This is a genomic window from Bradyrhizobium sp. Arg237L, from assembly GCF_029990105.1.
GTDB lineage: Bacteria > Pseudomonadota > Alphaproteobacteria > Rhizobiales > Xanthobacteraceae > Bradyrhizobium.
This window is the reverse complement of the sequence record NZ_JAQMIL010000112.1, coordinates 1-19,910: the sequence shown is the minus strand read 5'-3', so window position 1 is coordinate 19,910 and position 19,910 is coordinate 1. Positions and strand designations below refer to the sequence as shown.

Genomic DNA, 19,910 nt, shown 5'->3' with positions numbered 1-19,910 from the left:
ACCGGTTCGCGTGAAGAAAACGCGTCAAAACAAGAATCTAGAGCTTCGGTTCTGATTCAATCAGAACCGAATATGCCCTAGTCCAGCGTTTTCGCGACCAGCCGAATCCGGAAGATCGGGCTCTTGGCCTCGTCCAGCAGTTCGATCTGCCACTCCGCGTTTTCCCGAAGATGACGCGATACGCCGCTGACCATGTCGGCGCAGACACGAGTCATCTCCTTCCAGGCAGCATCGCGATCAGCAAACTCCGCACCGTCATTGCAGATGCCGGTGCCGTCGGCGGTTCGGATGCGAAAGAAATAGAGCGGCATGAGATGGCACCGGCGCATCAAAGGCCGCCGACCGGCAACCCACTGGGAGCAAAAACTCAGTGGAGGTCCTGACAGGGGAAAGATCAATCCCGGTTATTTACGGTAGTGCTGTCAGCGCAATGATGAGTTCGCGGCGCTGCTCGCTTCGCGGCTGGCCTTCTTCAGCTCGCGGTCGATGCGTAACTGAACCCGTCGGATCGCCAGCAATTGAAGCTTCGCCTCGGTCTTGCCGGTCTTGATTGTATCGCCGATCTGAAACTGCCACTTCCACACACCGGGGGTGGCCAGTGTGACGGTATATTCGACGCCCTTATGGATCATCTTTTAGGCTCCGCGCACAGCCGGCGGTATTCGAGGCCGAACGAAAGGTTGCGCCACATCGCAATCTGCCGAAGGGCAGTTGCCGCAGCCTTGCGCGATCCGATCGCTGGTCCCGGTATTCCCAAACCCTACCAATCGCCGTCCCCGAGTTTAACGTAAGTTAACATCGATCGAATCCCACCGTTCCAGCGGAGTGCATATTTTTCCCAAAGCTTGGTCAGTTCCGCCAGGACGCGCCGTTGCCGACACGTTCGATCGAACTGCTTCATGCGGTGCGTGACGGAACTATCTTGGAAACGTGGCAACCGCAGCGTCCCCCTTGGACAAGCCCGCTACACGTACGGACCGACGAGGAAGTCGTCGTCCGAGGAACCCGAGGCACTCTGCGATCCGTCAGGTGTGGAGGGATACCGTCAAGCAACCCCGTTCGAAAACCCGTGCGTTCTCGGGCAGATGCACCAAATCGCGAACATTTTGATGGAACTTTGTTCTTGTCCGGAGAACTACGGCGCCCGCGCGGGCTCGATCGGTACATGGGCACCCGTCCTCGCCCATATTGAGTTTCAGTCGCGGACGATCGCTGTCGTCGGGGCGAGGCAATCGTAGCTGAGCAATGGGGACTGCGGGTCTGCGCGAGTCGTTGCACCACTGCTTGCCGGCGGCGGCGATCGATGCCAGCGAGCAAAACGATCGCGCGCAAGCACCGATCTGGAGCGCGTGTTCCGAGAACCTTCGCAAGGCGCACGACGAGCTTTGCGCGAGCGCCCTGATCGATCGCAGCCGAGTTCACGACTGCCAGTTCTTCCCAACCATCTCGGCGGGATGGCGCGGCCTTACTGTTGCGACTGCCATTGCTCGGCGTAGACAGCCAGTCGATCATATTCTTCGGCGATCTTAAGCAGCCTTTCGCGCGAGTTACGATACGCAAACGACTCTGCTTTGGTGCGCGTCTCTTCCGCTCGCTCTCGCCAGTAGCGCGGGTCTTGCAGCGTGTTTCTCATGGCATTTCCCGTTCTGATATGTCTGAAAGACAATTCCGGAACGGAAGAGATGCTCCCTCGCAAGGAGGGAAACCCGGATACCCGCTAACTTGCGTTAAGTTCGAAAGGAACTTCGTTCTCGGTCGGAGAACTACGGATTGTCGCTCTCTCTCTCTCTCTCTCTCTCTCTCTCTCTCTCTCTCGGGAACTTGGGGCGCCCGAGTTCAAAAAAGAACATATTGCGAACATGGAACAAAGGTGGTACAGAATTTCCAACGCAATAAACCATCGATTTCTTATCGCGCCCCGTTTGTCCCGCTAGCGAATCCCCGTCATAAGGAGCACATCCCATGTCCGTCACTACGCTGCGTATTGTCGAAGGATCCTCCATGGATAAGTCCAAAGCTCTGTCTGCTGCGCTGTCCCAGATCGAGCGCCAGTTCGGCAAGGGCTCGGTGATGAAGCTCGGCAAGAGCGACCGCTCGATGGATATCGAGACGGTATCGTCGGGGTCGCTCGGGCTCGACATCGCGCTGGGCGTCGGCGGCCTGCCGAAGGGACGCGTCGTCGAGATCTACGGGCCGGAATCCTCGGGGAAAACCACGCTGGCGCTGCACACGGTGGCGGAGGCGCAGAAGAAGGGCGGCATCTGCGCCTTCATCGACGCCGAACACGCGCTCGATCCGGTCTATGCGCGCAAGCTCGGGGTCAATATCGACGAACTCCTGATCTCGCAGCCCGATACCGGCGAGCAGGCGCTTGAAATCTGCGACACCTTGGTGCGCTCCGGCGCGGTCGACGTTCTGGTGGTGGACTCGGTGGCGGCGCTGGTGCCAAAGGCCGAGCTCGAAGGCGAGATGGGCGATGCGCTGCCGGGCCTGCAGGCGCGGTTGATGAGCCAGGCGCTGCGCAAGCTCACCGCCTCCATCAACAAGTCCCACACGATGGTGATCTTCATCAACCAGATCCGCATGAAAATCGGCGTGATGTACGGCTCGCCGGAGACGACGACCGGCGGCAATGCGCTGAAGTTTTATGCCTCCGTCCGCCTCGACATCCGCCGCATTGGTGCGATCAAGGAGCGCGACGAGGTGGTCGGCAACACCACGCGCGTGAAGGTGGTGAAGAACAAGCTGGCGCCGCCCTTCAAGCAGGTCGAGTTCGACATCATGTATGGCGAGGGCGTCTCCAAGATGGGCGAGATCCTTGACCTCGGCGTCAAGGCCGGCATCGTCGAAAAGTCCGGCGCCTGGTTCTCCTATGACAGCCAGCGGCTCGGCCAAGGGCGCGAGAACTCCAAGGCGTTCCTTAGGTCCAACCCCGATATCACCAGCAAGATCGAGCTTGCAATCCGGCAGAACTCCGGCCTGATCGCCGAGCAGATCCTCGCCGGCACCCCCGAGCGTGACGCCGACGGCGATGAGCCGGCGGAAGAGTAAGTTTCAAGATATCCGATTTCTTCGCGGGAAGCGGGCGCTGAGGACGTTGAGTTGCCGACGTCTTCGGCGCCCGTTTTGTTCGGGTGATTGCCGAGGGGGCCATGAAGCGCCTGATCCTGACCAGCTCGTCCGGCTACTGCCTCATGCGCATGGATCTAGCTGAAGCCGTCATTCCTTTCACCACTCGTCTTGTATGGGGTCCATTGCCGTTTCCTGACAGTTTCGCCACCTATGTCGCCGCGCGTTCTGAGCAGCACGGTCCGGGATCTCATTGGTCGGACTTCGTCGGCGAGTTTCGAAACAACAGCGAAGCTCGCAAGGACCTCGCCTTGGTCGACTTCTGCGAGCCATACAAAACTGTCGAGCTATGGTTTGATCCAGGGCCGGATGATCAGTTGCAATTGATCTCGCTGCTCGATTTCTTTCGCTCCCACCCGGAAACAGTGGCCAAGTTGAGGTTGCTCATTGTCGACTTCGATCTGCTCATGATGGACCACGAGGGACCCGCCGCGACGGACGTACGCAAAGTCGACGTCACCGAGGCGAAGCTTGAAACGGGAAGCATGAGCTGGCAGGCGTATCGGGCGCCGACGCCGGAAGCCTGCTTCAACCTCCTCGGCAAGGATTTGAGCGCACTACCGCTGCTGAGGACAGCTCTGATTGACCTTCTCGAAGAGCTTCCCTCCAGCACAACTGGACTCGGCGCGACGGAGATGCGCCTGCTGGAGCTGATTGCCGCAGGATACCGGGATACGAATTCGCTGTTCCATCTTCGCGGCCTTCGCCAGCGTCGTGTGTTCAAAGAGTGGGAGATCGGGTCTCTGCTGGAGGGGCTGGCGCACGGTCCGACGCCCGCCGTGGCTGGTCTCGATGATGAACTCCGTACCCTCAGGAGAGATAACTACCGCGGCCGCGGCGCGGCATACAAGCGAAGCCGACTGTCGCTCACCAAGTTTGGCAAGGCGGTGCTTGCCCACAAGGAAGATTTCAGCCACCACAACCGGATCGACCGCTGGTGGGGCGGCACGCATTTGACCAACGATAACCTCTGGCGCTGGAATCCGGGGATAGTCGCGTCCTGACGATCCCGTAGGATGGGTAGAGCGCAGCGAAACCCATCATTTGCCACCAAAGCACGCAGGTGCGATGGGTTTCGCTGCGCTCTACCCATCCTACAACTCTACAATTTTGTCATTCCGGGGTCGCGCTTTCGCGCGCCTCGGAATGACGGCGTCACCTCACTCCGCAGCTTCCGCGTAATCGCTCAGCGGCGGGCAGGAGCAGACCAGGTTGCGGTCGCCGTAGACGTTGTCGACGCGGCCGACAGGGCTCCAATATTTGTCTGACCGAGAGACGCCGTCGGGGAAGCAGCCCTCGGCGCGGGTATAGGCGCGATTCCATCCGTCGTCAGCGATGTCGTGCACGGTGTGCGGCGCGTTCCGGAGCGGCGAGGCTTCGACCTTGAAGCGGCCGCTTTCGATCTCGGCGATCTCCTGGCGGATCGCGATCATGGCATCGCAGAACCGATCCAGCTCGGCCTTGGATTCCGATTCCGTCGGCTCGATCATCAGCGTGCCCGGCACCGGGAAGCTCATGGTCGGCGCGTGGAAGCCGTAATCGATCAGGCGTTTGGCAATGTCGTCGACGGTGACGCCGGCCGACATCTTCAGCGGCCGCGGATCGATGATGCATTCATGCGCGACGCGGCCCTTGGCGTTGCGGTACAGCACCGGGAAATGCGCCTGCAGGCGTGCCGCGATGTAGTTGGCATTGAGGATCGCGATCTCGGTGGCGCGCGTCAGGCCTTCGCCGCCCATCATCAGGATATAAATGTAGGAGATGGTCAGGATCGACGCCGAGCCGAACGGCGCGGCCGACACCGGTCCGACCGGGTGCGGCGTTCCGCCATTGGTTGCGGGGTGGCCGGGCAGATAAGGGGCCAGATGCGCCAGCACGCCGATCGGGCCCATGCCGGGGCCGCCGCCGCCATGCGGGATGCAGAACGTCTTGTGCAGATTGAGATGGCTGACGTCGGCGCCATAGTCGCCGGGCCGCGACAGCCCGACCTGCGCGTTCAAATTGGCGCCATCGAGATAGACCTGTCCGCCATGCTGATGCACGACGTCGCAAATCTCGCTGATGTGTTCCTCGAACACGCCATGCGTCGAGGGATAGGTGATCATCACTGCCGCGAGGTCAGCCGAATGCTTCTCCGCCTTGGCGCGGAGATCATTGACATCGACGTCGCCGCGCGCATCACAGGCGACCACCACGACGTCCATGCCGACCATCGCGGCGGATGCCGGATTGGTGCCGTGAGCCGAAGAGGGGATCAGGCAGATCCTGCGATGGTCCTCGCCGCGCGCGGCATGATAGCCGCGGATCGCGAGCAGGCCGGCATATTCGCCCTGCGCCCCGGAATTCGGCTGCAGCGACACCGCGTCATAGCCGGTAATGTCGCACAGCCATTTTTCCAATCGTGCAAACAGCACGTGATAGCCCTTGGCCTGATCTGCCGGCGCGAACGGATGCAGGCTGCCGAACGCCGGCCAGGTCAGCGGCACCATCTCCGTGGTCGCGTTCAGCTTCATGGTGCAGGAGCCGAGCGGGATCATCGCGCGATCGAGCGCGAGGTCGCGATCGCTCAGCTTGCGCATGTAGCGGAGCAGTTCGGTCTCGGAGCGGTGCGCATGGAACACGGGATGGGTCAGGAACGCGGTGGTGCGCTTCAATTCCGCCGGCAGCGCCTCGCGCGCGCCGGTCTCGACGTCGGCATAGGCCAGCGTACCGCCGAATGCGCGCCACACCGCCTCGACGGTCTCCGATGTCGTGGTCTCGTCGACGGCGATCCCGAGCGTGCCATCACCCATACGCAGATTGATCTTCTCCGCAAACGCACGGGCGACGATCTCGCCTTGCTTCGCGCCGACGGCGACGGTCAGCGTGTCGAAGAACGCCTCGCTCGTGGGCGCAAAGCCGAGCTTGCGCAATCCCGCCGCCAGCACGGCGGCGCGGCGATGCACGTTGCGCGCGATATAGTTAAGGCCTTCGGGGCCGTGATAGACCGCATACATCGAGGCGATCACGGCGAGCAGCACCTGCGCGGTGCAGATGTTGGAGGTCGCCTTCTCGCGGCGGATATGCTGCTCGCGGGTCTGCAGCGCCAGCCGATAGGCCGCCATCCCGCGCGAATCCACTGATAGCCCGACGAGGCGGCCGGGCAGCGAGCGCTTCAGCGCATCGCGCACCGCCATGTAGGCGGCATGCGGGCCGCCATAGCCCATCGGCACGCCAAAGCGCTGCGCCGAACCGATGGCGATGTCGGCGCCGAGCTCGCCCGGCGACGCAAGGACCGTCAGTGCCAAAAGGTCGGCGGCGACGATCGCGAGCGCGCCCTTCGCGCGCAGCGATGTGATGGCGGGCCGCAGGTCGCGGACTGCGCCCGAGGTGCCCGGATATTGCAGGAGGGCGCCGAGCACGTCGGCCTTGTCGAGATCGGTGAGGGGATCGCCGACGATCAGGCTCCAGCCGAGCGGCTCGGCACGGGTGCGCAGCACCGCGAGCGTCTGCGGATGGACTTCGTGATCGACGAAGAATGCTTTCGCCTTCACCTGCGAGTGCCGCTCGGCGAGCGCCATCGCTTCGGCGGCCGCGGTTGCTTCGTCGAGCAGCGAGGCGTTGGCGACGTCGAGCCCGGTCAGGTCGCAGATCATGGTCTGGAAGTTGAACAGCGCTTCCAGCCGGCCCTGGCTGATCTCGGGCTGATAGGGCGTGTAGGCCGTGTACCAGGCCGGATTTTCCAGGATGTTGCGCTGGATCACCGCAGGCAAAATCGTGCCGGAATAGCCTTGACCGATCAGCGAGGTGAACACTTGGTTCTGCGCCGCCAGCTCGTTCATATGGGCCAGCGCCTCGGTCTCGCTCAGCGCGCGGCCGAGATCGAGCGGGGCCTTCTGCCGGATCGATGAGGGCAGCGTCTCGCCCATCAGCGCGGCGAGGCTGGTGGCGCCGACGGTTTGCAGCATCGCATCGACGTCGCGCGGCGAGGGGCCGATGTGGCGGCGCACGAAGGTGGCCGCGGCTTCACTGGTCGGTTTGAACGGCGCGTTCATGGAAACCTCTCAGGCGGTGTGGGCTTTGTAGGCGGCTTCGTCCATCAGGCCGCCGAGCTCGCTCTTGTCGGCGATCTTCATCTTGAAGAACCAGGCCTTGCCGGCGGCATCCGAATTGACCAGCGCCGGCTCGGCGGCGAGCGCGTCATTGACCTCGAGCACGTCGCCCGAGATCGGCGCGTAGACGTCGGAGGCCGCTTTCACGGATTCCACGACGGCGGCGGCTTCCGCTTTCTTCAGCGTGCGCCCGACCTTCGGCAGTTCGACGAACACGACGTCGCCGAGCTGCTGCTGCGCGTAGTCGGTGATCCCGATCGTGGCGACATCGCCCTCGATGTGGAGCCATTCGTGGTCGGACGTGTAGAGCGTCGTCATGAAAAGTGTCCTCTAGCGTTTATAGGTGTTGGGAACGAAAGGCGTGGCGGCGACCGCAAGCGGCAGGCGCTGGCCGCGCACCTCCGCGAAAACGGTGGTGCCGATGCCGGAGAGCGCGGTGGGCAGGTAACCCATCGCCACCGGTGCATTGAGGCTCGGGCCAAAGCCGCCGGACGTGACCTTGCCGATCGCCTCGCCCGTATCAGCATCGGCGAACAGCGCCGCGCCTTCGCGCACCGGCGCGCGTCCCTGCGCCTTCAGGCCGACCCGGCGGCGCGGCGCGCCACGCTCGAACTGATCGAGGATCTTTTCCGCACCCGGAAAACCGCCGGTGCGGGCGCCGCCCTTGCGGCGGCTTTTCTGGACCGACCATTCCAGCGCGGCTTCGACCGGCGTCGTCGTGGTGTCGATGTCGTGGCCGTAGAGGCAGAGCCCGGCCTCCAGCCGGAGGCTGTCGCGCGCGCCGAGCCCGATCGGCAGCACATCGGGATTATCGAGGAGCCGGGTCACCAGCGCTTCGGCATGCTCCGCGGGAACGGAGATTTCAAAACCGTCCTCGCCGGTATAGCCGGAGCGGGAGACGAAGCAGTCGAGCCCGGCGACGCGGCGCGGGCCGGCGTCCATGAATTTCATCGCCGGCGCGTCTGCACAAATTTTCGCCAGCGCCGATTCGGCCCGTGGCCCCTGCAGCGCGATCAGCGCGCGGCCCGATAGCGAATCGATGTCGCAGGCATCGGACAGATGTTTCCGTAGGTGCGCCTCGTCCTCGGCCTTGCAGGCGGCGTTCACCACCAGGAACAGGTGATCGCCGAAATTCGCGACCATGAGGTCGTCCAGGATGCCGCCATCGGCATTGGTGAATTGGGCATAGCGCTGCCGTCCCGGCGCGACGCCGAGGATGTCCTGCGGCACCAGCCGCTCCAGCGCCAGCGCCGCGTCCGAAACCTTGCCGGATTTCGGCCGCAGCGCGATCTGGCCCATATGGGAGACGTCGAACAGCCCGGCGTGGCTGCGCGTATGAAGGTGCTCTTTCAGCACGCCCGCAGGGTACTGCACGGGCATCCCATAGCCCGCGAACGGCACCATCTTGCCTCCGCGGGCGAGGTGCAGCGCGTGAAGGGGAGTGCGTTTGAGGTCGGATTCGTCTCGCGCAAGCATTGCAGGGCCCTCGCGGTTCCCCTGGGGACCATCCCCTGGAAACCCAAAAGCCCCATCTGTCGCTTTGCCTGAGAGTATTATCCCGTCGGCGGGCGCGCCCGGCTTGAAGCCTCACGCACCTCTTTCCAGATGTCAGTGGTCACGCGGTCCTTTTGCCTGAGAGTTTCCGGGGCGGTTGCTCCTTCGGCGCCGGCTCAAGGCCGGTCTCTCCCGACGTGACTGAGAGTAGATAGGAGGGAAACACGGCGCGGCCAAGGCTGTCAACGCGGCCGCGGCAACTATCAACGGCCCTTTACGCGATCGCGGCAAGCCTATGATGTGCTTGCACAGTTTCTGGACACCGCCGTGCGCCTTGTCTAAAAGCGTTCGGCCGGAAGATTAACCCTTTTGTGGCGGATTCCGGGCCCCTTTTCCGGTTGGATGGCTATGAGCAGCGTCAACGACATCAGGTCGACCTTTCTGAATTTCTTCGCGAAGAACGGCCACGAGATCGTGCCGTCGTCGCCGCTGGTTCCGCGCAACGACCCGACCTTGATGTTCACCAATGCCGGCATGGTGCAGTTCAAGAACGTCTTCACCGGGGTCGAGAAGCGCCCCTATCAGCGCGCGACCACCTCGCAGAAATGCGTGCGCGCCGGCGGCAAGCACAACGACCTCGACAATGTCGGTTACACCGCGCGCCATCACACCTTCTTCGAGATGCTCGGCAACTTCTCCTTCGGCGATTATTTCAAGGATCGCGCGATCGAGCTGGCCTGGAACCTGGTCACCAAGGAATTCGGCCTGCCCAAGGACAAGCTGACGGCGACCGTCTATATCGATGACGACGAGGCCTATGATCTCTGGAAGAAGATCGCGGGCCTTCCGGACTCGCGCATCATCCGCATCGCCGGCTCCGATAATTTCTGGCAGATGGGCGATACCGGCCCCTGCGGCCCGTGCTCGGAAATCTTCTACGACCATGGCGACAAGGTCTGGGGCGGCCCGCCCGGTTCGGCGGAGCAGGACGGCGACCGCTTCATCGAGATCTGGAATCTCGTGTTCATGCAGTTCGAGCAGCTCGAGGGCGGCGCGCGCAATCCGCTGCCGAAGCCCTCGATCGACACCGGCGCGGGGCTGGAGCGCGTCGCCGCCGTGCTGCAGGGCGTGCACGACAATTACGACATCGACCTGTTCGTCTCGCTGATCCGCGCCATCGCTGATCTCACCGGCGCCGACCCCAGGGGCGAGCACAAGGCCTCGCTGCGCGTGATCGCCGACCATCTGCGCGCCTCCTCGTTCCTGATCTCCGACGGCGTGCTGCCTTCGAACGAAGGGCGCGGCTACGTGCTGCGCCGGATCATGCGCCGCGCGATGCGCCATGCGCAGCTCCTCGGCGCGCGCGACCCGTTGATGCATCGCCTGGTGTGGGCGCTGGTCCGCGAGATGGGCCAGGCCTATCCGGAACTGGTGCGCGCTGAGAAACTGATTGAAGAAACGCTGCGGTTGGAAGAGACCCGCTTCCGCAAGACCTTGGAGCGCGGCCTTGCCATTCTGGATGAGAAGAGTGCCGGCCTGAAAAAGGGCGACATGTTCGACGGCGACACCGCCTTCACGCTCTACGACACCTATGGCTTCCCGCTCGACCTCACCCAGGACGCCCTGAAGTCGCGCGGCATCAGCGTCGACCAGGCCTCCTTCACCGACGCGATGGACCGGCAGCGCGAGAAGGCGCGCGCGGCCTGGGCGGGAAGCGGCGAGGCTGCGACCGAGAGCGTCTGGTTCCCGCTGCGTGAGAAGCTCGGCGCGACGGAATTCCTCGGCTACGAGACCGAACGCGCCGAGGGCGTGGTCGCGGCGCTGGTGAAGGATGGTGCTGAGGTCGATGGCCTGAAGGCCGGCGAGAGCGGCGCGGTGGTTCTCAACCAGACGCCGTTCTATGCGGAGTCCGGCGGCCAGGTCGGCGACATCGGAGTTTTGACCGGCGAAGGCGTCACGTTCCGCGTCACCGATACCCAGAAGAAGGCTGGCGATCTCTTCGTTCACATCGGCCAGGTGGAGCGGGGCACCCTGAAGGCCGGCACCGCGCTGCAGCTCGACGTCGATCACGGCAGGCGTTCGGCGATCCGGCGCAACCACTCGGCGACGCATCTGTTGCACGAGGCGCTGCGGCAGGTGCTCGGCGACCACATCGCCCAACGCGGCTCGCTGGTCGCGCCGGACCGGCTGCGCTTCGACTTCGTGCACCCGAAGCCGATCACGGCGGAGGAACTCGCCCGGGTCGAGGACATCGCCAACGACGTGGTGCTCGAGAACGACGAGGTGACCACCCGCGTCATGGCGGTGGACGACGCCCGCGAAGCCGGCGCCCGCGCGCTGTTCGGCGAGAAGTACGGCGACGAGGTCCGCGTGGTCTCGATGGGCAAGGGCCCGCGCGAGCAGGGCCAGAACGCGCTGGGCTGGTCGGTGGAATTGTGCGGCGGCACCCATGTGCGGCGCACTGGCGACATCGGGCTGATCTCGGTGACCAACGAAAGCGCGGTAGCCTCCGGTGTCCGCCGCATCGAGGCGCTGACGGGCAGCTATGCCCGCAAGCACGCCAATGACACCATTACGCTGGCGAAGACCGCGGCGCAGGAGCTGCGCACGTCGGTCGAGGACGTGCCGGCGCGCATCGCCTCGCTGATGGAAGAGCGCAAGAAGCTCGAGCGCGACCTGTCGGATGCGCGCAAGAAGCTTGCGATGGGCGGCGGCGCTGCGTCGAACGGCGGCGGCGCCGGTGTCCGCGAGGTCGGCAACGTCAAGCTGCTGGCACGCGCCGTCGAGGGCGTCGAGACCAAGGACCTCAAGAGCCTGGTCGACGACGGCAAGAAGCAGATCGGCTCCGGCGTGGTCGCGATCGTCGGCGTCACCGAGGACGGCAAGGCCGGCATCGTGGTCGGCGTCACCGCTGATCTCACCTCCCGTTTCAACGCGGTCGATCTGGTCCGCAAGGGATCGGAGGCGCTCGGCGGCAAGGGCGGCGGCGGCCGGCCCGACATGGCGCAGGCCGGTGGGCCGGATGGCGCCAAGGCCAATGCGGCGCTATCGGCGATCGAGCAAGCGCTCGCCGGCGTGTAAGCGACCATGCCCGGCAAGCGCGAGACCGGTGCCCCTGAGTTGCGGGACCGGCTCTACGAATTGCTCGAGCACGACCATCTGCCTTATTCGCCCGGCGCGCGCCTGGTCCGGCTGCTCGTCCTCATCATAGCCATCGATGTGCTGGCGGCGATCCTGGCGTCGGTGCCGGAGCTTGACGCCTCGTTCGCGGCGCTGTTTGCGACCATCGAGGTCGCCGCGGTCATCGTCTTCGCGCTGGAATATGCGGTGCGGATCTGGAGCGTGGCCGGCCACTCCCTGCACGCCACGACTGCCGCGCGGGCGCGGCTCGAATATGTGTTCTCGAGCTTCGGCATCATCGACCTCATGGCGTTCCTGCCGTCGGCGATCGCGCTGATGCTGGGCGACAAGACTGCGGTGGTGCTGTTCGGCATGCTGCCGTTCTTGAAGCTCGTGCGCTATTCGCCGGCGATGCGCTCGCTGCTGGCGGCGCTGCACGCCGAGCGGCGCACGCTGGTCGGCTGTCTCGTGATCCTCGCCGGCGCGGTGCTGCTGTTCGCTTCGCTGCTCTACGCCATCGAGCACAAGGTCCAGCCGGACAAGTTCGGCACCATCCCGCAGGCGATGTGGTGGGCGATGGTGACGCTCGGCACCGTCGGCTATGGCGACGTGATCCCGGTGACGCCGCTCGGCAAGATCGTCACGGTGTTCGCGATCGTGTTCGGATTTGCCATGATCGCGCTGCCGGTCGCGATCATCTCGACCGCCTTCGCCGACGAGGTGCGCCGGCGCGATTTCGTCGTCACCTGGGGCATGCTGGCGCGGGTGCCGCTGTTCTCGCACCTCGGCGCCGCCGAGATCGCCGACATCATGCGGCTATTGCGCGCCCAGACCATCGAGCAGGGCGAGGTGCTGGTCCGCCGCGGCGACGTGGCCTCGTCGATGTATTTCATCACCGCAGGCGAGGTGGAGATCGAATTGCCGAGCCAGCGGGTCAGGCTCTCCGACGGCACCTTCTTCGGCGAGATCGCACTGCTCAAGCGCACCAGCCGCTCCGGCACCGTGACCGCGACGCGCAAGACGAGGCTGCTCGCGCTCGACGCCCAGGATTTCCATGCTTTGATCGAACGCCTGCCGGCGCTTGCCGCGCACGTGAAGGAGACAGCGGAAGCGCGGATCGCCGATACCGGGGAAGTCAGCAAGGGGGATATCGCCGCGGCCGAGATCGCGCAGGCGGAGCCGGCCGAGACCGGCGGCGGAAACGACGATCAGGCCGTGCACTCATAAAGTGATTCACGCCCGCTGAGTCCTGAAGAGCGGTGCAAGAGCAGACAAGCCAATATCGACGCGATGGGCCAACAGGCGACATCACAAGTTTGGTCTAAAATGAAAGAGGGCGCCAACTTACGGCTGCCCCGCTTGATTGATGCTTCGTCGCTCACAGTCTTGAACAGCGAGTTCGCCTTGCTGCTACGATATGGCATGTCAGCGTACATACATGCAAGGAATGGAAAGCCCCCCACATGTGCGAATTATGGGCTTTATCGAGTATGAATGATCGCCTCTCGCATCTATTGGTTGCAGTTCCTGAGTACAAAAACTCGGCTGTGACCCACTGTACCACTGAAAAATCACCTCGAACTTTGGGAATTCCCTGTCGGCCTACTCGCCATTTTTGTGATGCGACAGGCAGGCTGGGGTGCTAAGCTATTTTTTTTAGCGTCTATTGATGTCATCCGGGCGATCCCGGTAAGCAGTGCTCACAGTCCGGCTCGAGGCTGTGCGATGCCCAAGATCCTGCTGATCGAAGACAACGAGATGAACCGCGACATGCTCTCGCGGCGCCTCGTGCGCGGCGGCTACGAAGTTGCCGTCGCCGAGGACGGAGCGCGCGGCGTCGAAATGGCGACGAATGAGAGGCCCGATCTCATTTTGATGGACATGAGCCTACCGGTGATCGACGGTTGGGAAGCGACGCGCCGGATCAAGGCCGCGCCTGAGCTGCGCAAGATCCCGATCATCGCGCTCACGGCGCACGCTATGGCGACCGACCGGGCCAAGGCCCTCGAGGCCGGCTGCGACGACTATGACACAAAACCGATCGAGCTGCAGAGGCTGCTTGGTAAGATCGAGGCGCTCCTCGCGGCTGCGGGACGGTAGACGATCACAAGGTCCGAACGAGCGATGAGAGGGAGCAACTCATGAAAACGGCTCAATACAAATGGTCTCAAAGTGAGGGATGGCGCCCGAATTTGCCGACCGATGAAGTCGGACGACAAAGTGTCGTGTTCGTTTTTGGCGCGAGATCACTGATGCAGGCAGGCGCCCCCGTGGATGAGCTGCGCGACCATTTTAAAGGGGCCGCCATGCTCGGTTGCTCGACTTCCGGGGAGATCGTCGGCGACATGGTCGTCGACGACTCGGTGATTGCCACCCTTGCGGACTTCGAACATACGCGGCTCCGGTTCGCCTCCGCTGCGATTGGCGAGGCGAAGGCGAGCTATGACGTCGGCAAGGAGCTCGCACGGCAGCTCAACGACGCCTCGTTGCGCCACGTGTTCGTGCTTTCTGATGGCTTACACGTCAATGGCTCCGACCTGGCGCGCGGTCTCGCGGGCGGCGTCTCGGAAGGCGTGTCGATCACCGGCGGCCTTTCCGGAGATGGAACCAACTTTTCCGAGACTTGGGTCATTGCCGACGATGCCGCGGGCCCTCAGCGCGTGGCAGCGGTCGGTCTGTACGGCAACGATTTGCGCATTGGCTACGCATCGATGGGCGGCTGGGAGCCGTTCGGGCCGCTGCGCACCATCACTCGGGCCGAGGGCAACGTCCTCTATGAGCTGGATGGGCGGTCGGCGCTCGATCTCTATAAATCGTACCTGGGCTCGCACGCCGAGCAGTTGCCAAGCTCTGCCTTGCTTTTCCCAATCCTGGTTACCGACGCAAAGGGAGGCCAGGGTGTCGTCCGGACCGTCCTGTCCATAGACGAGCAGAAAAAGTCGATGACCTTCGCCGGCGACATCCCACAGGGCGGAACGGCGCGGTTGATGAAGACCAACGTTGACGATCTCGTCGACGGCGCGACGTCCGCCGCCAGGGCCAGCCTCAGCGGGCTGAGCGATAAGCAGCCGGATCTTGCCATTCTGGTGAGCTGCGTCGGTCGCAAGCTTGTGATGAAGCAGCGTACCGAAGAAGAGATCGAAGCAATCAGGAATGTGTTCGGGAAGGATACGAAGATTTCCGGGTTCTACTCGTACGGCGAGCTTAGCCCCTTCGTACACGGTGGCGAGTGCCGCCTGCACAATCAAACCATGACCATCACGACTTTCGCCGAGGACTGACCGTCACAGGGCACAGATGCACAGGCTGCTACGACGTCAGCTCAGAAAGCACCTCGGTGTCGAGGGCGAATTGCCGACTGGGCTGCAGCCTTTCGTGGCAGCCGTCGATGCCGCATACGCCGATTTCGACAGCGATCGGGCGATGCTCGAGCGCTCGCTGGAGCTGAGCGTCGAGGAGCTGTCGGAGGCGCGCGACAAGGCTACGCAGGCCCAGACCCGGCTGACCGACGCGATCGAGAGCATCTCGGAGGGCTTCTCGCTCTACGACGCCGACGACAAACTGGTGATATACAACCGGCGGTACTTAGACATGCACGGCACCCGCACCATCGATGTCGTGAAGGAGGGCGTATCATTCGAAACGATCCTCCGCAATGCAGTCGCAAGAGGCGAGATCCGCGACGCCAAGGGGCGCGACGAGGCTTGGGTCGCGGAACGCCTAACCAGGCACCACGATCCCAAGGGTACGCATCTGCAACGACGCTCCAACGGGCGCTGGATCCAGATCAACGAGCGCAAAACCGACGACGGCGGCACGGTCGCGACCTACACCGATATCACCGACGTGAAGCAGGCGGAGCAGGCGATTCAGGAGAGCGAGCAGCGGCTCCGTGTCATTGCCGAGGCCGCACCGATGGCGGTGGCGATCGTCACATTCGACGACGGGATCATCCGGTATGCCAATCAACGTTTTGGCGAAATGTTCGGGCTCGAAGGTTCCGCCGCCCTGGGCGTTCAAGCGAAAACTCTCTACGCCGACCCGCAGCATCGCGAGCGCTTCATCGGCGCGCTCACCGAGCATGGCCATGTGGAGGGCATGGAGATGCTGCTCAAGCGGGCCGGAGGCGAGGAGTTCTGGGCGCTGATAGCCTCGCAGCACGTCCAGTTCGAGGGGCGGCCGGCGATGATCAACGGCCTCGCCGACATCAGCGACCGCAAGCGCATGGAAGGCGAGCTGCACAAAGCGATCTGGGCGAGCGAGCAGGCGACCCGTGCGAAGTCGGACTTCGTCGCCAGCATGAGCCATGAGCTGCGCACGCCCTTGAACGCGATCATCGGTTACAGCGAGATGCTGCTCGAGGACGCCCAGGGTGCCGGGCGCGAATCGGAGACGGCGGACCTGCGCAAAATTCAGGATGCCGGCAAGCATCTGCTCGGCCTGATCGACAACATCCTCGATGTATCCAAGATCGAGGCCGGCAAGATGACGCTCTATCTGGAGGCGTTCGAACTGCGGCCCATGATCGATGGCGTCGCCGCGACCGTCATCCCGCTAGCCAAGAAGACCGGCAATGCGCTCATGGTCAACTGCGCCGACGAGGTCGGCACGATCCACAGCGATCTGACCAAGGTGCGGCAGATCTTGTTCAACCTTCTCAGCAATGCCTGCAAGTTCACAAGGAACGGGACGATCACGTTGACCGCGCTCCGCGATACAACCGACGCCGGCGACGGGATCGAGTTTCAGGTGCGCGACACCGGTATCGGCATGACGCCAGATCAGCAGGCCAAGGTGTTCGAGGCCTTCACTCAGGCCGATGAATCGACGAACCGCGCCTATGGCGGTACCGGGCTCGGCCTCGCCATCACCAAGAGCTTCTGCCTGCTGCTGGGCGGCGATGTGACTCTGACCAGCGAAGCCGGCAAGGGAACGACCTTCGTGGTTCGTCTGCCGGCGGTGACACGCGCCGCTCCGGACACTGCGACCCCGACGCTAGAGAAGCGCTCTCCTGGTCTGCAGGTCGCGGAGCCCGAGCATGCGCCCATCGTTCTCGTGGTTGACGATGATCCCAATGCGCGGGAGCTGCTGTGCCGACACCTGCAGCGCGGCGGTTACGCCGTTCGCACGGCTGCCAATGGCGAGGAGGCGATGCAGCTTGCCCGCACGCTGAAACCCGACGTGGTCACACTCGACGTTCTGATGCCGCAGATGGACGGCTGGGCCGTGCTCAGTGCCATGAAGGAAGATGCGGCACTCGCCGAAATTCCCGTGATCATGGTCACGATCGTCGACAACCAGAGCATCGGCTTCTCGCTCGGCGCCGCCGATTACCTGATCAAGCCGATCAATCGCGACCAACTGGTCCGCGCGGTGGAAAAGTGCTGCCCGAGGGGCGAGCCACGGCACGTGCTGATCGTCGAGGATGACGCTCCGACCAGCGAGCTGATGGGGCGCGCGTTGCGGGAGATCGATTGCATGGTCACGCAAGCGGAGAATGGTCGGGTTGGCCTCGAACGCTTGAACGAGGCTTCACCGGACGCAATTCTGCTCGACCTGATGATGCCCGAGATGGACGGGTTCGAGTTCGTCGCGCGGCTGCGCGCCGAATCCCGCTGGCGACGCATCCCGGTCATCGTCGTCACCGCGAAGGCCCTGACGGCCGAGGATCTCGCGCGCCTCAACGGCCAGGTGCAGCATTTGGTGCACAAGGGCGAATTCAGCGGCAAAGCCGTGCTGGCGGCGCTCGACGAACTGGTACCCCGGCATGCCCCCCGCGCGGGTCCGGAGCGGCCATGAGCATCATTGACACCGACAGCGCGCGCGCCTCACGAATTCGGCTCGCCCACCTTCGCCAGGAACTGCTATCCCCGGTCAACGCCCTGCTCGGCTATGCAGAGATCATGCACGAAGAGGCGTCGCGGGACGGGCGTCAGGATATGCTGCCGGATGTCAACTGTGTCCTCCGTGCCGCGCGGGATCTCGCCGACAAGGTCGACCGGCTGGTCGAGGGCGATCGCGAGAACAACCTGACCGGCCAGGCGGCCGCCACCCAGGAGCAGCAGCTACGCCATGAGCTGCGTACACCCTTGAACGCGATCAAAGGCTATGCCGAGATGCTCAGCGAGGATCTAGCCGATATCTCGAGCGCGCTGCGGGCAGACCTCGACCGAGTGCTGCTGGCGGCCACCGACCTGCTGCCACGTCTCGATCACATCGTGCGATTTTCGGCCGATCTCGATGAGACGAGCCTAGCCTGCGACCAGACCGGCGCGGCAATGGTAAGCGAACTGATTCGCAGCCTGGGGCCCGTCCGTCAGGAGCCGTCTGCCGTCACCGAAACCGGCTCCATTCTCGTTGTCGACGATATCGAAGCCAACCGCGATCTCCTGTCGCGCCGACTGGCCCGCGATGGTCATCGCGTCGCTTCCGCAGCCGGCGGTCAGCAGGCCCTGCAGGCGCTCGAGCACCATGAATTCGATCTCGTCCTGCTCGACTTGATCATGCCCGACATCAACGGACTTGACGTGCTCGTGCGCATGAAGGCGGATGAGCGGCTACGTCGCATTCCAGTTATCATGATTACGGCCCTGGCGGATACAGACAGCGCCGTCCGCTGCATCGAGGCCGGCGCAGAGGATTATCTACCGAAGCCGTTCGACCCGATCCTGCTGCGCGCGCGGATCAATGCCTGTCTGCACAAGAAGCGCTGGCGCGACCGCGAGCAGAGATACCTTCGCCGCATCGAGGACGAAACAGCCAAGTTCGAGCGGCTGTTGTTGACCATTCTGCCAAGACAGGTGATCGGCCGCCTGAACCACGGCGAAACCATGATCGCCGATCGCTTCGAAGACGTAAGCGTTCTGTTCGCCGATCTGGTGCGCTTCACCGAGCACTCGGGTCGGATCGCGCCCGCAGTGTTAGTCGAATATTTGAACCAACTGTTTTCGGAATTCGACGCGCTTGCCCGCGAGCTCGGCGTCGAGAAGATCAAGACCATCGGCGATGCCTATATGGCCGTCGCCGGCTTGCCCGATCCGATCCCCGATCCGTTCGCAGCGATCGCGAAAATGGCGTTCGGCATGATTGATCGGTTGGGCCGCGTCAACGGCCATTTCGGCTGGCCCTTGCAAATACGGATCGGCATACATTCCGGTCCCGTGGTTGCCGGCATTATCGGCGCGCACCGCTTCATCTATGACGTGTGGGGCGATACTGTAAACGTCGCCAGCCGGCTTGAGGCCTATTCTCTGCCTAATCGAATCCATGTATCCCAGGATACAGCCCGCCACCTCGTCGGTCCCTTCGCGCTGGAGCCACGCGGCAGCATTGAGGTAAAGGGCAAAGGCAAACTGGAGACGTTTTTCTTGAGCCGGATCTAGGCGCGCAACGGCAAGGTGCACCTGACGCCGCTCGGCCGCGCGAAGGTTATGCCGACCAGCAACGCCCCCCAGCTTTCCGTTAGAAAATTTGGGTGTCCCATCACGACGCCAACAACTGCCCCGGTATGCCCGCGTGGCGCCTCAATTGGAAGGGGATCTTTCTAGCCCCTCGGACAGGTGGATGACTTCCGAGTTGGGTCAAAAGCGGTCACTCTCGGATCGAGTTTTCCATTTCCGTTCTACGTCCGAAATCGGACATGCAGGGCATTCGACTGAGCCTTTGAGACCCGCATCCTCCTTTCGCTGCGGCCGCTTCGCTTCGAGTGCAACGACGATTTCGGTGCTTAGCCGCGACAGAACGACCCGACGGGCAAATCACTCGAAAGTCTGTCCAGCCTTGCAGCGAAAAATATTCCGCTTTCGCCGTCGGGCAAATCAGTGATTTAACTCCGCGCGTCTCACCCGAATGAGGGGCGGGTCGCAATCGTCACGAACGTTGCGGTGAGATGCGGTGGACGTGATGCGTGCGACTGACGAGCGCGCGTATCGCGGACGGCGAAGTCGTGTGGTCCTGGCGCCCCGACGCTGGCGCTAAGTTTTTCGCGCGAAACGAGTTCGCGCGGGAAGTGACGGTGGCAAGAAAGCCCGGTCACCGGGGAGAGCACGAAGTAAGCCGTAACACCATCGCGCAGGG

14 protein-coding genes, 1 pseudogene and 1 riboswitch are annotated in these 19,910 nt (G+C 63.4%); of the genes and pseudogenes, 8 read left to right on the top strand and 7 right to left on the bottom strand.

What is annotated here, in order from left to right:
- Positions 1-77: 77 nt before the first annotated feature.
- The 3 genes from OZ411_RS40380 to OZ411_RS40370 form a co-directional block, all read right to left on the bottom strand.
- The gene (locus OZ411_RS40380) at positions 78-311 is read right to left on the bottom strand and encodes a hypothetical protein (protein ID WP_282532395.1); all 234 of its coding nucleotides are present in this window, start codon (positions 309-311) and stop codon (positions 78-80) included.
- A gap of 111 nt (positions 312-422) precedes the next feature.
- Complete coding sequence (locus OZ411_RS40375; RefSeq protein WP_282532394.1) at positions 423-632, bottom strand: hypothetical protein; 210 nt, start codon at positions 630-632, stop codon at positions 423-425.
- Positions 633-1,465: 833 nt separating this feature from the next.
- Entirely contained in the window at positions 1,466-1,633 is a 168-nt protein-coding gene (locus OZ411_RS40370; RefSeq protein ID WP_282532393.1) for a hypothetical protein, read from the bottom strand.
- A gap of 329 nt (positions 1,634-1,962) precedes the next feature.
- Here OZ411_RS40370 and recA point away from each other — a divergent pair, with 329 nt between their 5' ends.
- Together recA and OZ411_RS40360 are read left to right on the top strand one after the other, a co-directional pair.
- Positions 1,963-3,051 (top strand): recombinase RecA, encoded by a 1,089-nt coding sequence (gene recA, locus OZ411_RS40365; RefSeq protein ID WP_130581564.1) that lies wholly within the window; start codon positions 1,963-1,965, stop codon positions 3,049-3,051.
- A gap of 101 nt (positions 3,052-3,152) precedes the next feature.
- Complete coding sequence (locus tag OZ411_RS40360) at positions 3,153-4,133, top strand: hypothetical protein (RefSeq protein WP_282532392.1); 981 nt, start codon at positions 3,153-3,155, stop codon at positions 4,131-4,133.
- A gap of 156 nt (positions 4,134-4,289) precedes the next feature.
- Here the strand turns inward: OZ411_RS40360 and gcvP are convergent, their stop codons facing one another.
- From gcvP to gcvT, 3 genes are read right to left on the bottom strand one after another with little or no spacing between them, the layout of a single operon-like run.
- Positions 4,290-7,163, bottom strand: coding sequence for an aminomethyl-transferring glycine dehydrogenase (gene gcvP / locus OZ411_RS40355; protein ID WP_282532391.1), 2,874 nt, complete (start codon positions 7,161-7,163; stop codon positions 4,290-4,292).
- A 9-nt stretch (positions 7,164-7,172) separates the two neighbouring features.
- Positions 7,173-7,538, bottom strand: coding sequence for a glycine cleavage system protein GcvH (gene gcvH / locus OZ411_RS40350; RefSeq protein WP_130581567.1), 366 nt, complete (start codon positions 7,536-7,538; stop codon positions 7,173-7,175).
- A gap of 12 nt (positions 7,539-7,550) precedes the next feature.
- A complete protein-coding gene (gene gcvT / locus OZ411_RS40345; protein WP_282532390.1) occupies positions 7,551-8,696 on the bottom strand; it encodes a glycine cleavage system aminomethyltransferase GcvT in 1,146 nt (381 codons plus the stop codon).
- 135 nt (positions 8,697-8,831) lie between these two features.
- A riboswitch (glycine riboswitch) is annotated at positions 8,832-8,919 on the bottom strand.
- 203 nt (positions 8,920-9,122) lie between these two features.
- Here gcvT and alaS point away from each other — a divergent pair.
- The 6 genes from alaS to OZ411_RS40315 all read left to right on the top strand — a co-directional run bounded on the left by alaS (position 9,123) and on the right by OZ411_RS40315 (position 19,216).
- The gene (gene alaS / locus OZ411_RS40340; protein ID WP_282532389.1) at positions 9,123-11,795 is read left to right on the top strand and encodes an alanine--tRNA ligase; all 2,673 of its coding nucleotides are present in this window, start codon (positions 9,123-9,125) and stop codon (positions 11,793-11,795) included.
- A gap of 6 nt (positions 11,796-11,801) precedes the next feature.
- Positions 11,802-13,061, top strand: a complete 1,260-nt coding sequence (locus OZ411_RS40335; RefSeq protein WP_282532388.1) for a cyclic nucleotide-gated ion channel — start codon at positions 11,802-11,804, stop codon at positions 13,059-13,061.
- Between the two features lie 498 nt (positions 13,062-13,559).
- The gene (locus OZ411_RS40330; RefSeq protein ID WP_130581571.1) at positions 13,560-13,934 is read left to right on the top strand and encodes a response regulator; all 375 of its coding nucleotides are present in this window, start codon (positions 13,560-13,562) and stop codon (positions 13,932-13,934) included.
- Positions 13,935-13,975: 41 nt separating this feature from the next.
- Positions 13,976-15,115 (top strand): FIST N-terminal domain-containing protein, encoded by a 1,140-nt coding sequence (locus tag OZ411_RS40325; RefSeq protein ID WP_282532387.1) that lies wholly within the window; start codon positions 13,976-13,978, stop codon positions 15,113-15,115.
- Positions 15,116-15,209: 94 nt separating this feature from the next.
- Positions 15,210-17,633, top strand: coding sequence for a response regulator (locus OZ411_RS40320; protein ID WP_282532386.1), 2,424 nt, complete (start codon positions 15,210-15,212; stop codon positions 17,631-17,633).
- Positions 17,630-19,216: an adenylate/guanylate cyclase domain-containing protein gene (locus tag OZ411_RS40315; RefSeq protein ID WP_282532385.1), complete on the top strand. Its 1,587-nt coding sequence runs from the start codon at positions 17,630-17,632 to the stop codon at positions 19,214-19,216. Before OZ411_RS40320 ends, OZ411_RS40315 begins: the two co-directional genes overlap by 4 nt.
- 458 nt (positions 19,217-19,674) lie before the next feature.
- On the opposite strand, the pseudogene OZ411_RS40310 reads toward OZ411_RS40315, so the two are convergent.
- Positions 19,675-19,910, bottom strand: a pseudogene (locus OZ411_RS40310) (hypothetical protein); the annotation flags it as partial.

Coding starts and splice junctions, on each gene's coding strand:
- OZ411_RS40380 (WP_282532395.1), bottom strand. CDS start 311: ATGCCGCTCTATTTCTTTCGCATCCGAACCGCCGACGGCACCGGCATC.
- OZ411_RS40375 (WP_282532394.1), bottom strand. CDS start 632: ATGATCCATAAGGGCGTCGAATATACCGTCACACTGGCCACCCCCGGT.
- OZ411_RS40370 (WP_282532393.1), bottom strand. CDS start 1,633: ATGAGAAACACGCTGCAAGACCCGCGCTACTGGCGAGAGCGAGCGGAA.
- recA (WP_130581564.1), top strand. CDS start 1,963: ATGTCCGTCACTACGCTGCGTATTGTCGAAGGATCCTCCATGGATAAG.
- OZ411_RS40360 (WP_282532392.1), top strand. CDS start 3,153: ATGAAGCGCCTGATCCTGACCAGCTCGTCCGGCTACTGCCTCATGCGC.
- gcvP (WP_282532391.1), bottom strand. CDS start 7,163: ATGAACGCGCCGTTCAAACCGACCAGTGAAGCCGCGGCCACCTTCGTG.
- gcvH (WP_130581567.1), bottom strand. CDS start 7,538: ATGACGACGCTCTACACGTCCGACCACGAATGGCTCCACATCGAGGGC.
- gcvT (WP_282532390.1), bottom strand. CDS start 8,696: ATGCTTGCGCGAGACGAATCCGACCTCAAACGCACTCCCCTTCACGCG.
- alaS (WP_282532389.1), top strand. CDS start 9,123: ATGAGCAGCGTCAACGACATCAGGTCGACCTTTCTGAATTTCTTCGCG.
- OZ411_RS40335 (WP_282532388.1), top strand. CDS start 11,802: ATGCCCGGCAAGCGCGAGACCGGTGCCCCTGAGTTGCGGGACCGGCTC.
- OZ411_RS40330 (WP_130581571.1), top strand. CDS start 13,560: ATGCCCAAGATCCTGCTGATCGAAGACAACGAGATGAACCGCGACATG.
- OZ411_RS40325 (WP_282532387.1), top strand. CDS start 13,976: ATGAAAACGGCTCAATACAAATGGTCTCAAAGTGAGGGATGGCGCCCG.
- OZ411_RS40315 (WP_282532385.1), top strand. CDS start 17,630: ATGAGCATCATTGACACCGACAGCGCGCGCGCCTCACGAATTCGGCTC.